This window comes from Natranaerobius trueperi (assembly GCF_002216005.1).
Taxonomy (GTDB): Bacteria; Bacillota; Natranaerobiia; order Natranaerobiales; family Natranaerobiaceae; genus Natranaerobius_A; species Natranaerobius_A trueperi.
The window spans coordinates 192,551-206,816 of record NZ_NIQC01000001.1 but is presented as its reverse complement, the minus strand read 5'-3'; the positions used below and the strand labels follow the sequence as shown (position 1 = coordinate 206,816).

The 14,266-nt window shown below is 31.9% G+C and carries 13 protein-coding genes and 1 tRNA gene; 10 read left to right on the top strand and 4 right to left on the bottom strand.

The window, feature by feature from the left end:
* Positions 1 to 15: 15 nt before the first annotated feature.
* The 4 genes from CDO51_RS00945 to CDO51_RS00930 all read right to left on the bottom strand — a co-directional run bounded on the left by CDO51_RS00945 (position 16) and on the right by CDO51_RS00930 (position 3,497).
* Complete coding sequence (locus CDO51_RS00945) at positions 16 to 1,980, bottom strand: DUF6449 domain-containing protein (protein WP_089022421.1); 1,965 nt, start codon at positions 1,978 to 1,980, stop codon at positions 16 to 18.
* Positions 1,955 to 2,851, bottom strand: a complete 897-nt coding sequence (locus CDO51_RS00940) for an ABC transporter ATP-binding protein (RefSeq protein WP_089022420.1) — start codon at positions 2,849 to 2,851, stop codon at positions 1,955 to 1,957. The genes CDO51_RS00945 and CDO51_RS00940 overlap by 26 nt, the downstream gene beginning before the upstream one ends.
* Before the next feature lie 11 nt (positions 2,852 to 2,862).
* Entirely contained in the window at positions 2,863 to 3,237 is a 375-nt protein-coding gene (locus CDO51_RS00935; RefSeq protein WP_089022419.1) for a GntR family transcriptional regulator, read from the bottom strand.
* Between the two features lie 183 nt (positions 3,238 to 3,420).
* A tRNA-Pro gene (locus tag CDO51_RS00930) sits at positions 3,421 to 3,497 on the bottom strand.
* Positions 3,498 to 3,644: 147 nt separating this feature from the next.
* Here CDO51_RS00930 and CDO51_RS00925 point away from each other — a divergent pair.
* The 10 genes from CDO51_RS00925 (at position 3,645) to CDO51_RS00880 (ending at position 14,218) form a co-directional block, all read left to right on the top strand.
* Positions 3,645 to 3,959: a PadR family transcriptional regulator gene (locus tag CDO51_RS00925; protein WP_089022418.1), complete on the top strand. Its 315-nt coding sequence runs from the start codon at positions 3,645 to 3,647 to the stop codon at positions 3,957 to 3,959.
* A 5-nt stretch (positions 3,960 to 3,964) separates the two neighbouring features.
* The gene (locus CDO51_RS00920) at positions 3,965 to 4,600 is read left to right on the top strand and encodes an ABC transporter ATP-binding protein (RefSeq protein WP_089022417.1); all 636 of its coding nucleotides are present in this window, start codon (positions 3,965 to 3,967) and stop codon (positions 4,598 to 4,600) included.
* Positions 4,600 to 5,382 (top strand): ABC transporter permease, encoded by a 783-nt coding sequence (locus tag CDO51_RS00915; RefSeq protein ID WP_089022416.1) that lies wholly within the window; start codon positions 4,600 to 4,602, stop codon positions 5,380 to 5,382. Before CDO51_RS00920 ends, CDO51_RS00915 begins: the two co-directional genes overlap by 1 nt.
* 37 nt (positions 5,383 to 5,419) lie before the next feature.
* Positions 5,420 to 6,727, top strand: coding sequence for an amidohydrolase (locus tag CDO51_RS00910; RefSeq protein WP_089022415.1), 1,308 nt, complete (start codon positions 5,420 to 5,422; stop codon positions 6,725 to 6,727).
* 120 nt (positions 6,728 to 6,847) lie between these two features.
* Complete coding sequence (trkA, locus tag CDO51_RS00905; RefSeq protein WP_089022414.1) at positions 6,848 to 8,209, top strand: Trk system potassium transporter TrkA; 1,362 nt, start codon at positions 6,848 to 6,850, stop codon at positions 8,207 to 8,209.
* Positions 8,210 to 8,227: 18 nt separating this feature from the next.
* The gene (locus CDO51_RS00900; protein ID WP_089022413.1) at positions 8,228 to 9,694 is read left to right on the top strand and encodes a TrkH family potassium uptake protein; all 1,467 of its coding nucleotides are present in this window, start codon (positions 8,228 to 8,230) and stop codon (positions 9,692 to 9,694) included.
* A 160-nt stretch (positions 9,695 to 9,854) separates the two neighbouring features.
* The gene (locus tag CDO51_RS00895) at positions 9,855 to 10,187 is read left to right on the top strand and encodes a pyrimidine dimer DNA glycosylase/endonuclease V (RefSeq protein WP_089022412.1); all 333 of its coding nucleotides are present in this window, start codon (positions 9,855 to 9,857) and stop codon (positions 10,185 to 10,187) included.
* Between the two features lie 265 nt (positions 10,188 to 10,452).
* On the top strand, positions 10,453 to 11,739 hold the full coding sequence (locus tag CDO51_RS00890) for an amidohydrolase (RefSeq protein ID WP_089022486.1): 1,287 nt from the start codon (positions 10,453 to 10,455) through the stop codon (positions 11,737 to 11,739).
* A 120-nt stretch (positions 11,740 to 11,859) separates the two neighbouring features.
* Positions 11,860 to 13,647: a thiamine pyrophosphate-dependent enzyme gene (locus tag CDO51_RS00885; protein ID WP_240503447.1), complete on the top strand. Its 1,788-nt coding sequence runs from the start codon at positions 11,860 to 11,862 to the stop codon at positions 13,645 to 13,647.
* Position 13,648: 1 nt separating this feature from the next.
* A complete protein-coding gene (locus CDO51_RS00880; RefSeq protein ID WP_089022411.1) occupies positions 13,649 to 14,218 on the top strand; it encodes an indolepyruvate oxidoreductase subunit beta in 570 nt (189 codons plus the stop codon).
* Positions 14,219 to 14,266 lie beyond the last annotated feature (48 nt).

Below are 14,266 nucleotides of genomic sequence, written 5' to 3'. Positions count from 1 at the left end.
AGCATACTAAAGAACTTAATCAAATTGCATGATTTTTTGTAAGTCATCTGATAGATTTTCTAGTTTAGCTTTGTCTAAATGTAATTGGTCACGAAAATACGGTGTAGTATCTTTAAAATAAACTTCCATACTAAAGTGTTCAGCTTGTGTCAAATCCTCACGATATCCGGATAAAGTTAGTACTTCTTGGATTAAACTATTATCAGTTATTTTAGCTTTTTTTGAATCTTTTTCTCTACCAATTCTTGAGTCTGTTTTTTCAATTGTAATATAGTTAATCTTTTCAGGGGTAAGGGCAAAATCCTTATAATAATTATTTTCTTTAAGCCAGTTAAGAAGTTGATAGTCTTTTTTTATTACATACCTATTTGATGAACCATCTTTTGATTTAACACTTGCTACTAGATAATTTCTGTTTCTACTAAATATATTTTCATAGCTTAGATTCTTGATATCTGTTTTTAATAATGAGTGAATTTTTTCAATACTTTCTTTATCACTAAAAGTTTTTTTATCTTCTAATACTCTTTCATCTTTTAAATCTATATTTTCTATTTGATTACTATTTTTTCTTAATATAGGGAATTTACCCTCTTTATATTCTGGTGACTCAAATATAGGTTTAAGTTTAGAATTATATTTATCTTCATCAATTTGATATTGTCTTACAACATACTCTTCATTTTCTAACCTATATATTATGAAAAATTGAGAACCACTATTGGTACTTCCTTGTTCAATTAGTTCTTCATGGAGTTTTTTAATGTTTTTAATATTTTCTTTTTCTGTGAAAAAACCTTCAGCTTCACTTGGGTCCATCTCTCCCTGTTCTACATCATGAAGGTAAGAAAACCCTCGTGAAAAATAGATATATTCAATTTCATCACTATCTGGAATATGACTTGAATACCCTATTACATCAGCTTGAATACCTGTAAAAACTATTAAAATAATAATGATATAGACTAGATAACCCTTAAAAGAACTAAAGACTTTATATGTTTTTTGGATAGACATTTCAGCTATAAAATACCCAATCAAAGAAGCTATAATATATCCTATTAATATCATAACCGGAGTATCATCAGAAATACTAGCAAAATATGCACCACCTAAAAGCATAGAACAAATACTAACACCATACTTAAATACAGGTGTAATTACTTTAAAGGAAATCACATCTCCTGCTATTTCAATATGCCTTAGTTTATAGGCATAATAGGCTATAAATAAAAACAAGAGAGAGAAAAATGGGTATATTAATATCAATTCACTTAGTTCTATAGATGATCCTATTAAAGAAAATGGTAATTTTTCTAAAAATGCTGGATCATTCTGTAAAGGATTATAGCTACTATAACCATGTAGTATTCTAGGTAAATTCACCTGTAATAAAGCAAAAAGACCTAACGGTAAAATGTGTAAGATATAATTGAAAACTAAATGTGCTATTGTATTTGCAGTAAACATTCCAACAAAGGTAGCAAAACTAAATATTAATAAGATAATCATTAAACTGTAACCCGTCCATGTGAATATATCAATAAAAGAAAAGACAAGTCCCAGATCAGTGGTTAGATTAAAAATCACTAATATCAAACTATTAACTAAGATAGGAACAGTCAATAGTAAGAGTCCACTAACAATGTGTGTTATAAATAATTGTTTTCTTGTTAATGGTAGACTATGGATAACAGAAGCTGCATTTTTTATGTGTAGATAACGAAACACTAAAATAGCAACTACTACTGGTACAATGAAGATAAGAAACATTTGAATACTACTTTGGTGAGAGGTTAGGTCAAATAATCTAATAATATTATTTTTACTATATCCTTGGTCAATTGTATCCATTAACATAAAAGTTCTAAGTGGAAATGTGAAAAAGAGTAATAATGTGTATAGAACACTGATCCACCAATATCGCTTTAGATCACTTTTGAAAATACCATTACTAAATAGTGACATTATTGATTTCATAACCTAAACCTCCTAATTCGTAAATGAATACTTCCTCTAGCGTTAGAGAAAGAACATCTAAAATTAATGGGTTAGCTTTTTTCAAAGTATTTAATAATTCTTCTTTATCTCCTCTAACAACTAATGTATTAACACTACCATTTTTAGAATTGTGTAACACTTCAAACCCTTGTAACAGTTGATTAAAGTCACTTTCAAAAGCTACCTGTATTTTGTGAATATTGGTTTTTAAGTTATCAAGCTCACGCTGAACAACCATTTTACCATCGTAAATGATGCCAATATGACAACAAACATCTTCAAGTTCACGTAAATTATGTGAAGATACTAGAATAGTAGTTTTTCGTTCAGATACATCTTGAAGCATAAGGTTCCAGATTTTTTTGCGCATAACAGGATCAAGTCCATCGACTGGTTCATCTAAAATCATGACTTTAGGCATAGTACAAATACCAAGCCAAAAGGCAACTTGTTTTTGCATTCCTTTTGATAATTTACTTATTCTATTGTTAATGTCTAAAGGGAAATATTCTTTTAAGCTATCAAATCTCTCTTGATTCCAATTTGGATAAATCCTAGCGTAAAATTTACTTGCCTCTTTGATTGAATATTGATTGAAAAAGTATAAATCATCTGGGATATATATTAAAGAAGATTTAACTTTTGGATTTTCATAGACTTGTTCATCAATTATTTTAACTGTACCACTATCAGGTCTGTAAACACCTGCTAAATGCTTAATTAAAGTAGTCTTGCCTGCACCATTTGGACCTAATAAACCATAAATTGAACCTGGTTTAATTGATATATTAATATCATCTAAGACTTTAAAAGGACCAAAATACTTGGTTAAATTGTTAACTTCAATCATCTAAACCCTCCTTATTCTTGTTTCATAGAGTCATAAACTTCATGTAAAAGATCAGTAAGTTCTTTTTTAGAGACATTTAAGTACTTTAATTCTAAAACTGTTTTTTTAAGTTCTTCTAGAAGTTCTTCCTTTCTTTTTAGATTTGTATCATCTAAAGGTGAAACAAAACTCCCCTTACCACGAACAGAATAGATAAATCCTTCAGCCTCTAAATCTTTATAAGCTTTTTGAATAGTGTTAGGATTAATAGTTAAAGTTTGTGCTAAATCCCGTACAGAAGGTACTTTTTCATGGGACTTTAAAACACCGCGAATAATTAAAAACTTAATCTTTTCTTTAATTTGTTCAAATAAAGGTCTCCCATCTTTGTAATCTATTTGTATCATTTCAAACCTCCTTAGAACTGTATTAATTTAACTAATACAGTTAATACACTTAAATAATATCTAATATTCTTAAATTTGTCAATAAAAAAAACCCACCTAAGAAGTTAGGTGGGTAATCCACATAGATTGTTAATAAGGTTGTTGATAAACTAAAAAACCGCAAGTTAATACTTGCGGTTTAAGTGGTCGGGGCGGCAGGATTTGAACCTGCGACTCCTTGGTCCCAAACCAAGTGCGCTGCCAAACTGCGCTACGCCCCGTCAATTGCTCACGAATTATATTATAAAGATTTATAAACAGAATGTCAACCTTTTTTTCAAAATTTTTAGTTTATGTTTATATTAGAAACTTTTTGTGCTAAGATTGGGTAGATATCGAAATTCGATATCATGGTCAGGAGGTCTAGTATGAAAAAACGAGCAATTAGGAAACTATATTTAGGCTTTATTCAAATCTATATCTTATATCATGCTAAAGTAGAACCGTTTTATGGTTTATGTATGATCGAAGAGCTAAAGGACCATGGGTATGATATTAGCCCAGGTACTTTATATCCTATTCTTCATAACATGGAAAAGGACGGGCTTTTAGAAAAGCATGAAAAGGTAGAAAGTGGTAGAGCGAGAAAATACTATCATACAACTGAGTTAGGTGATGAAGCATTACAAGAAGGTAAAGAGAAGGCAAAGGAGTTATTTTCAGAAATTAGTAAAGAGGAGTGAAAATCGTGTATGATTTAAAAAATGTAGGCTATCAAAATATAATTTATATTGAAGATTTAGAAATAAAGAAAGGGCTCATAACATCTATAGTAGGGGAAAGTGGTAGTGGAAAAACAACCTTACTTCGATTATTAAATCAGCTAATTAGTCATGATACAGGCGATATCTATTTTGAAGGAGAAAATATTGAAACTATGGACACTATAGCCCTAAGAAGAAAGGCAATTATGTTACCACAAAACCCGATAATTATCTCACAAACTATTAGAGATAATTTGAACTTAGGTTTAGAATTGTCTGAAAAACCGAAGAAAGAGGATAGTGAGTTAATAGAAGCATTAAAGTTTTTTAATTTAGACAAAGATTTAGATAGTGATGCAACAAAACTATCTGGAGGAGAAAAACAACGACTTTCTTTTGCTAGAATCTTATTAATGGATCCAGAAGTATTTTTACTAGATGAACCATCATCAGCTTTAAATGAAGAGCTAGAAGATGTGGTGTTATCTAGGTTTTTTAATTATTCTAAAAAGAATAACAAAGCTGTTGTAATGGTTACTCATTCTAGAACTATTGCTTTTAAATATTCTGATGAAATTATATCTGTTGAGAAAAAAGTAGCTGTTAAGGAGGATAAATAATGGAAAATGAAGTGATCAGTCTCGGGCTTTATCAAATGGTAGCTGCTTATTTATTTGTACTCATACTTTTAGCTATAGTTAGGTTAAAGAAGATACCTAGAGAAAAAGAGATAATTATATCTGCATTAAGGATGAGCTTACAGTTAGTAATTATGGGTTATGTATTAATATTCATATTTGAAAATGAGCATCCAGTAATAACACTTTTAATAATTCTTGTTATGGAAGCTTTTGCGATAAATAATATATATAAAAGATCAAAGATAAAATTATCTTATCAATTGAAAAAGATAATTGCTATTTCAATGTTAGTAGGAACATTAACAAGTATCTTTTTTTTCATATTAATAGTTATTAATGTTTCACCATGGTATGATCCTCAATACTTTATACCTATTTCAGGTATGATGATAGGTAATTCAATGACAGGCATAACTTTAGGTGTAGAACGATTAGCTGATGGAATGAACTCAGAAAGAGAGTCAGTAGAAACTTATTTAATGTTAGGAGCACGCCCTGATGTAGCTGCTAGACGAATAATTAATAATTCCTTTGAATCCGCTATCTTACCTACAATTAACAATATGATGGGAATGGGAATAATCTTTTTACCTGGTATGATGACAGGTCAGATTTTAGCTGGAGTTGTACCCACAACAGCTATAGCATATCAGATTGCTATTATGCTTGCTGTTTTAGGTGGAGTATCCTTAACAGTTATTAGCTTTGTACAATTAGGCTATAAAACTTTTTTTAATGAAAGAAATCAATTAATTTGGTAGAATAGATTTATAGACTATAAATGGAGGTGTTTATTTAATGTCAACGATTGAACACATATCTAAAAAGGCAGATGAATTACAAGATGAACTAGTAGAAATTAGAAGAGACTTTCACAAATATCCAGAAACTGGGTGGAAGGAATTTAGAACAGTTTCTAAAATATGTAGATATTTAAAAGATTTAGGATATGACTTGAGTGTAGGGAAAGATGTTGTGGATGAGAAAACTAGAATGGGTCTACCTTGTGAAGAAGAATTACAAACTGCTTATGAAAGAGCAAAATTACAAGGTGGAGATGAAGAATTTCTTGAAAAACTAAAAGGTGGTTTTACAGGAGCTGTAGCAACTCTAGATACAAAAAAAGAAGGACCTACAGTAGCTTTTCGCTTTGATGTTGATGCAAATGATCTTAAAGAAACAAATGATCCAAATCACCTTCCTGTAAAAGAAGGTTTTGCATCAGAGAATGAAAATGCAATGCATGGCTGTGGACATGATGGACATGCTGCTATGGGTCTTGGATTAGCTAAATTAGTGAAGGAACTGAGTGATAATTTTACAGGGAAAATTAAACTTATCTTTCAACCTGCTGAAGAAGGGGTAAGAGGCGGACGCTCTATGGTAGAAGCGGGTGTATTACAAGATGTTGATTACTGCTTTGGCTCTCATGTAGGTTTTGGAATTGAAGAAATAGGTAAAGTAACCTCTGGTAATGAAAGTTTTCTTGCAACTACAAAACTAGATGTTAAATATAAAGGATCACCTGCTCATGCAGGAAGTACTCCAGAAGAAGGAAATAATGCTTTACTAGCAGCTTCAACAGCTATGTTAAATCTTCATTCCATCTCAAGACATAGCCAAGGTGCATCAAGGATAAATGTTGGTACTTTACAAGGTGGTAGTGGAAGAAATGTAATACCTGCTAGTGCTGACATGAAAATAGAGACTAGAGGTGCAACTACTGAAATTAATGAATTTATTGAAAAGCGAGCTAAAGATGTAATTAAAGGTGCTGCAACCTTACAAGGGGTAGAGTATGAAATATTAGAAGCGGGAGGCGCACTTGCTTCTAAAAGTGCTGAAAAAGCAGTTAAATTAGTAGAACAGGTAGCTAGTTCACACGAAAAAGTGACTGAATTCACAGATTCATCGCATTTTGCAGGTAGTGAAGACTTTTCTTACATGATGTCTTATATGTCCAAAAAAGGTGCACCACATGCTTATCTAGTATTTGGTTCACCTGTAACCGGAGGTCATCATAAAGAAAACTTTGATTTTGACGAAAGTGTACTTTCATTAGGAGTAGATTTTTTAGCAAGTTTACTTTATAAGATAACTAATTAGACTAAAAAAAGAACTTTTCTGCTTTAGACGGAAAAGTTCTTTTTTTAATTGTTTTTTCTTGTAAGTGAAATTAATTCGATGTACAATAGGGTCTAGTATGTGAAAGTAGGAGGTGGGCTAATGAGAGTTATTATCGTTGGTGGGGGCACTATTGGTGTAGAGCTTGCTAGAAAACTCTCTGAGAAAGACCAAGATGTAGTTTTGATTGAAAAGAGCTCTGAGAAAATCTCAAAAATTTCTCGAAACCTAGATATTATGCTAGTCCAAGGAAATGGGGCTAGCTTTAAAATATTAGAACAGGCAGGTATCTCACAAGCAGATCTCTTAATTGCTGTTACTGAAATAGATGAAGTTAATATAATTGCTTGTATGTTAGCTAAAGGTTATGATGTAAATAAAACTGTAGCTAGAATAAGAAACCCTGAATATACAGAAGGTACACAGGTTTTTTCACATGATCAACTTGGGATAGACATTATAATTAATCCAGAACTTGTAACAGCCCAAGAAATGGCAAAAATGATTAGAACCCCTAATGTGCAAGGAGTAGAATATTTTGCTGATGGTAAAGTACAGATGGTGGGTATAATTGTTGAAGAAAAATCACCAATTGCTCATAAACTTGTAAAAGATATAGATTTTCCGTACTCAAGTAATATTGTTGCTATTTTGAGAGGTAAAAAACAAGTTATTATCCCGGGTGGAACGGATGAAATTTTACCTGGTGATGAAATATATCTAATTGGCCAAAAAGGTTTAATTTCATCTTTAGGTCATTTTACAAGACATCCTAAGAAAAAACCTCAAAATGTTTTAATAATAGGTGGAGGAAGAATTGGTTATCAATTATGTAATATATTAGAAAAAAATATGAGTCGTAAAAATCAAATGAATATAAAGCTCGTTGAAGAAGATGAAAAAAGTTGTGAACAACTAGTTGAAGACCTTAATAAAACAATGGTTTTAAAAGGTGATGGAACAAACCTAAAGTTTTTACAAGAAGAAGATCTAAAAGATGTGGATGTAGTCGTTTCTGCAACTGGAGATGATAAAACCAATTTATTATCATCAGTTATGAGTAGAGAATTAGGTGCTGATAAAACTATAGTAGAAGTGATTAAGGAAGATTATGAAGCTGTTTTAGATAATATGCAAGTAGATAAAGCTATTAGTCCTAGAACTTTAACCGCTGCCAAAATTCTACAACTAATTAGAGATGATATTGTGATATCAATGGCTATTCTGGGAAATGAAAAAGCTGAAATTACAGAACTAATTGTTCCAAATAATGCACCAGTAGCCAACAAAAAACTTATTGAAGCAAAGTTTCCAAGGGGTATATTAATAGGAGCGATTGTACGACAAGATCAAATTATCATACCTGGAGGTCAAGATGTTATCTTACCTGGTGATAGAGTGATTATTTTTGCTACTTCTAAAACAAATAAATTAGTAGATAAATATTTTTCAAAGCCTAAGTAACAAAGGTGGAGGTAACCAATGAATACAAAAAATATTGTTAAGATGTTAGGATATTTTCTATTTTATTTTGGGCTTACAATAATAATACCTCTATTATGGTCAATTTTTGATGATGGCCCGGGAAAGATGGCTTTTAGTTTAACGATGATTTTTACTGTGAGTTTAGGATGGGTACTAAAAATATTTGTTAATGCTGATGAAGAAGATATATCTTTAAAAGATGGATTTGCTATAGTAACATTTTCATGGATACTCGCAGCTACAATAGGAGCTGCACCTTATTTAATAGTAGGTGTGTTTGAAAGTTTTGTTGATGCTTTTTTTGAAGCTATGTCAGGGTTTAGTACTACAGGTGCTACCTTAATTGATGATATAGAATCTTTGCCAAAAGATATATTACTTTGGAGAAGTATGACTCAATGGCTTGGAGGGATGGGAATAGTTGTATTGTTCGTAGCACTATTCCCACGACTTGGTGTAAAAGGCATGCAACTTTTAAAAGCAGAAGTACCAGGACCAGTTACTGAAAAAATAGTACCAAGGGTTGCTAAAACAGCGAAAGTATTATGGATAATTTATGTAGTTATATCTATTATCCAAGTTTTCTCATTGATGCTAGTTGAAGTGGATTTTTACACCGCTTTAAACCATGCTTTTACAACAATGCCTACAGGTGGCTTCTCGACTTTTAATGATAGCATCAGTGGTTTTAATAGTATTTATGTTGAAATGATAATCTTAGTGTTTATGGTGATTGCAGGTGCAAACTTCGCTCTATACTATAGTTTAGTAAAGGGAAATATCAAGACAGTTACAAAAAATGAAGAATTAAGATTCTATCTCGGCGGAATTATAGTATTTACTTTATTAATAGCCACTCATCTATATTTTAATGGTACTGTAGAAAGTTATTTGTTATCACTACGACAGGCTTCTTTTCAAGTAGTATCGATCATTACTACAACAGGGTATGCTACTGAAAATTTTGAACTATGGACACCTTTTGCTAGACAATTGCTATTCTTTTTAATGTTTTTTGGTGGTAGTGGTGGATCCACAGGTGGTTCAATAAAGCAAATTAGAATCTTGACTATAATTAAACAGGGTGTAAGAGAACTTTATAGATTAATTCATCCAAATGCAGTTATTCCTGTTAAGTTAAATGGTAGAGCTATAAAAGAACCTGTGATTTCTAGTATAGTAGGTTATGTAGTATTATATATGTGTATATTCCTTTTATCTTCTTTACTAGTATCTTTGTCTGGATTAGATATGATTAGTTCTTTTTCAGCAGTTGCAGCTACATTAGGTAATGTAGGACCTGGATTAGGTGCAGTAGGTCCTATAGAAAACTATGATTTCTTTTCTGGACCTATTAAGATATTATTATCATTTTTAATGTTAATAGGGCGTTTAGAAGTTTATACTGTAGCTGTTATGGTGCTTCCGGAATTTAGGCAGTTTAAAAGTAGAAAACTTATTTAACATTCATTACCTGTTTAGGTGATGGCACAAATAGATATTACCTATGAAGAGTGGATATAGGGAACAATAAAGTAGGGGGTAATTAACCTCCTACTTTATTGTTTATATTAAAGTTGCTAATACTAAGGAGATATTTAAGCAAATATTTAGGAGGGATTATATGCGCATTTGGGATTTAGAACCTACTATACTTTGTAGAAAACATTTACTTGGTGAGCATAGAGAACTGCATGCTTTGTGGAACATTTTAACTCAAAATAAAAAAGGTTATCGAAATCATCCTGAAACTAAGAGGTGGGAAGGAAGGCTTAAAGCTCTTTATGATAGACATGAAAAAATAGTAACAGAGATGAAAAAACGAGGCTATAACCATAGATCAGAGTTAGACGAAACTTTAGCTACAGGAGCTAGTAATCAAGATAGATTTATAGATTCTATTGAAGAACAAAAACAAATTCTAAAAAGAAAAGACTGTGATTGTAGGCCTTATTGACACCCCACACGCATGAATGCGTGGGATTTTCAGGTAGCTATGCGTCCTCAATTCATTTCTGATTTAGACAGCTCCCAAGGTAATTAATTAAGTTATAATTTAACAAGTTAAACTTTTAATATTAATTTGTAGTATTTATTGGTACATTTTTCGGTTCGGCTATAATTGCATAATTTAACTTCCTAAAGGTATTATTTAAATGTTTCTAGAATAGTTAAATTAGGAGGTGTTTACAGTGGAAGAACTAAAACAACGTGCTTTACAGATGATTGATGAACATAAAGAAAAGATAATAGGTCTTTCTGAAGATATATACAATCAACCAGAGCTTGGCTATAAAGAGTTTGAAACTACAAGAAAAGTATCAAAAGCTTTTGAAGAACTAGGATTAGATGTTGAAAAAGATATTGCTATTACAGGTTGTAAAACTACTCTTAAAGGTAAACAAGATGGACCTAATGTAGCATTAATGGGTGAATTAGATGCAGTAGTTTGTCATGAACATCCAGATGCAAATAAAGAAACAGGAGCAGTTCATGCTTGTGGTCATAATGCTCAAGTAGGCTCAATGTTTGGAGCTGCTATTGGTTTAATTGCTTCTGGTGTAATAGATGAGCTTACAGGTTCTATAACTTTTATGGGCGTACCAGCTGAAGAGTTTGTCGAATTAGAGTTTAGAGAACAGTTGATGGATAAAAACCAAATCAAGTATTTCGGTGGAAAGCAAGAACTTATCTATAGAGGTTATTTTGACGATATTGATATTTCTTTAATGTGTCATTTGCTACCTTCTAACGGAATAGTTGTAGGTCCTACTGGTAATGGATTTATTGGAAAAAAGGTTCAGTTTATTGGAAAAGAATCTCATGCCGGAGCAATGCCTGAAGGTGGTATAAATGCGTTAAATGCAGCTAATCTTTCTCTTGCTGCAATTAATGCACAAAGAGAAACCTTCCCTGATGAAGATAATATTAGAGTTCATCCTATCATCACAAAAGGTGGTGATCTAGTTAATATTGTACCTGCTGATGTAAGGCTAGAAAGTTATGTGAGAGGAAACTCTATTGAAGGGATCAAAGATGCTAACAAAAAAGTGAACAAAGCTTTAAAAGCTGGGGCAATGGGTGTAGGTGCAGATGTAAAAATTACTGAACTTCCTGGTTTTTTACCTTTAATAGCTAATGATGAATTGAGTGATATATGTTATGATAATGCGATTCAGTTAGTAGACAAAGATAAAGTAGAAGATCATATACATATGACAGGTTCTTTTGACTTTGGTGATATTTCACATATAATGCCATCGCTTCATCCACTTGTAGGAGGGGTATCAGGTGATCTTCATACACGAGAGTTTCAAGTAGTAGATAAAGAACTTTCTTATATTACTTCAGCTAAATTACTTGTTAGTACTTTGATAGATCTTTTAAGTAATCAGGCTGAAAAAGGAAATCAGATCTTAAAAGATTTTCAGCCCAAACTGACTAAAAAAGAATATCTCTCTTTACAAGAGGAGATTTCTAAAGAAATTTATGAAAGTTATAGAGACTAGTTAGTTAATACCCGTCAACGTTTTGGCGGGTATATTTTTTTAGCTAATGATACTGATTAGGAAGGATAATTAGTATCATTAGCGAATGGTATTAATAGGATAAAATGTGAGGTGATTTTATTGACTGAGACAAAGACTGCTATGACAGGAAATGAGAGCATAGCAAGAGGTTTTTATGAAGCGGGGGGATTTTTGGCCTCTAGTTACCCTGGTTCACCTACTGTAGAAATATTAGACGCCATCAAAAGTTATAAAAGGGGTTATGTTGACTGGGCTCCTAATGAGAAAGTTGCTTTAGAAATGGCTATTGGAAGTTCTATTTCTGGAGCTAGATCATTAGTATCAATGAAGCATGTGGGTGTTAATATTGCACTCGATCCATTAATGACATTTACACAAACAAGTGTAAATGGTGGATTTGTGTTAGTGGTTGGTGATGATCCTGGAATGAAAAGTTCTCAAAATGAACAAGATAGTCGCATATTAGCAAAGTTTTCTAATATGCCTGTATTAGTTCCCTCAGATAATAGAGAGGCTAAAGAGTTTACTAAAGACGCCTTTTGGATAAGTGAAGAGTTTCAAACTCCAGTAATGATTCAGATGACTAGTAGATTATGTCATAGTCGCTCTGTTGTAGATTTAGAACCTCCTCTAGACATTGAAGTTAATGGATATGAACCAGATGTATCTAATCATGCTATGATTCCACCTTATACTCATAAGAAACAATATGAAATGAATGAGCGAATTGAAAAGCTTGAAGGTTTTTCAACCATGTCTTCACTTAATAAGCTAGAAGAAAAAGAGGGAGCAGATACATTAGTTATAACATCAGGTTTGTTATATCATAATTTAAAAGAGCTAGATCCACAAGTGAGCATACTGAAACTTGGGCTAGTTTATCCTCTTCCAAAAGAACAAATAAGTAAATTAGTAAAACAATACAAAAATATCATTGTTTTAGAAGAAATGATGCCATTTATTGAAAATGAACTGAAAACAATGGGTGTAGAATGTGAAGGGAAGAAGTATTTCTCCTTTACAGGTGAATTATTTACAGAAGATATTAAGAAGGGTCTTAGTTTAGCTGGTGTAATGCAGGATGAGATAAGTACAGAACCAGAAAGCTTCTCTACTCCAGAAAGACCACCTCTCATGTGTTCTGGTTGTCCTCATAGACCTGTGTTTGATCTTTTAAAGAAATCTAAAGTTACGGTTGTAGGAGATATAGGTTGTTATTCCTTAGGTCTTTTACCACCATTTGAAGTATCAAAAATCAATATTAGTATGGGAGCTAGCTTAGGAATTACAAGAGGTATGAGAAAGGCTTTTAATTATCAAGGAAATAATGACCCTATAGTTGCTTTAATTGGTGATGGTACCTTTTATCACTCAGGTCTATCAGGTATAGTTAATCTAGCAAAATCAAGTGACAAACATGATAATATTACTGTGATTGTATTAGATAATAGTACAACTGCAATGACAGGAGGACAAGACACCCCAAGTTCTAGTAAATATAAGGAAACTGATATAGACCTTGATATTAGCAGTGTATTATCAAGTTTAGGTTTTTCTAGGATAACTAAGGTAGATCAATTTGATTATCAGAAAACAAAAGAGGTATTTGAAGAGGAAATAAAGCACGATGGTTTATCTGCAATAATTACAACACGACCATGTGCCTTAAAGTATAAAATAAAGGAACAACATTATTATGTAAATCCAAATGTTTGTATAGGATGTAGAAATTGTGTTAACACCAATTGTCCTCCAATAAGTATGAAAAAATATTCTAATAATGATAAACTTAAGTCCTATATAGACCCAGATATGTGTGTTGGATGTAGTGTATGTTCACAAGTATGTCCTGTAGGTGCTATTAGACCTTTTAAAGGAGGACAATAATATGACAACTAATATTATCCTTTGTGGAGTTGGAGGCCAAGGATTAGTCTTATCAACTAAATTAATAGCTGATGCTATTTTAAATGCTGGATATGACTTAAAAACTACCGATATTATTGGATTAAGCCAAAGAGGAGGAAAAGTTTGGGGAACAATAAGGTATGGTAAACAAGTGTTTTCTCCAAATATTGCTAGGGGTAAAGGACATTTTATGTTAGCTATGGAACCTTTAGAAGCATTACGATGGTTAGATGTAATGTCACATGAAAATGGTCATATATTTTTAAATACTAGAGAAATTTATCCTACTTCAGTTCTTTTAGAAAAAGAACAATATCCAAAAGATTGCTATAGTCGTCTTAAAGACAAATGTGAGCTTGTAGCCTTAAATGCTTTTGAAAAAGGAAAAGAGTTTGGAACAGAAAAGCTAGCGAATACATTTCTTGTAGGACTGCTCGCAGATAGAACAGATATTTCTAAAGATTGTTGGATCAATTCAATCAATAAAAATGTACCAAAAAAGTTTTTAGAAGCTAATATTAAAGCTTTTGAATATGGGTTTGATACTTAAATCTCCGGATCTTTCCGGAGGTTTTTCTATTGATAGAAACTATACTTA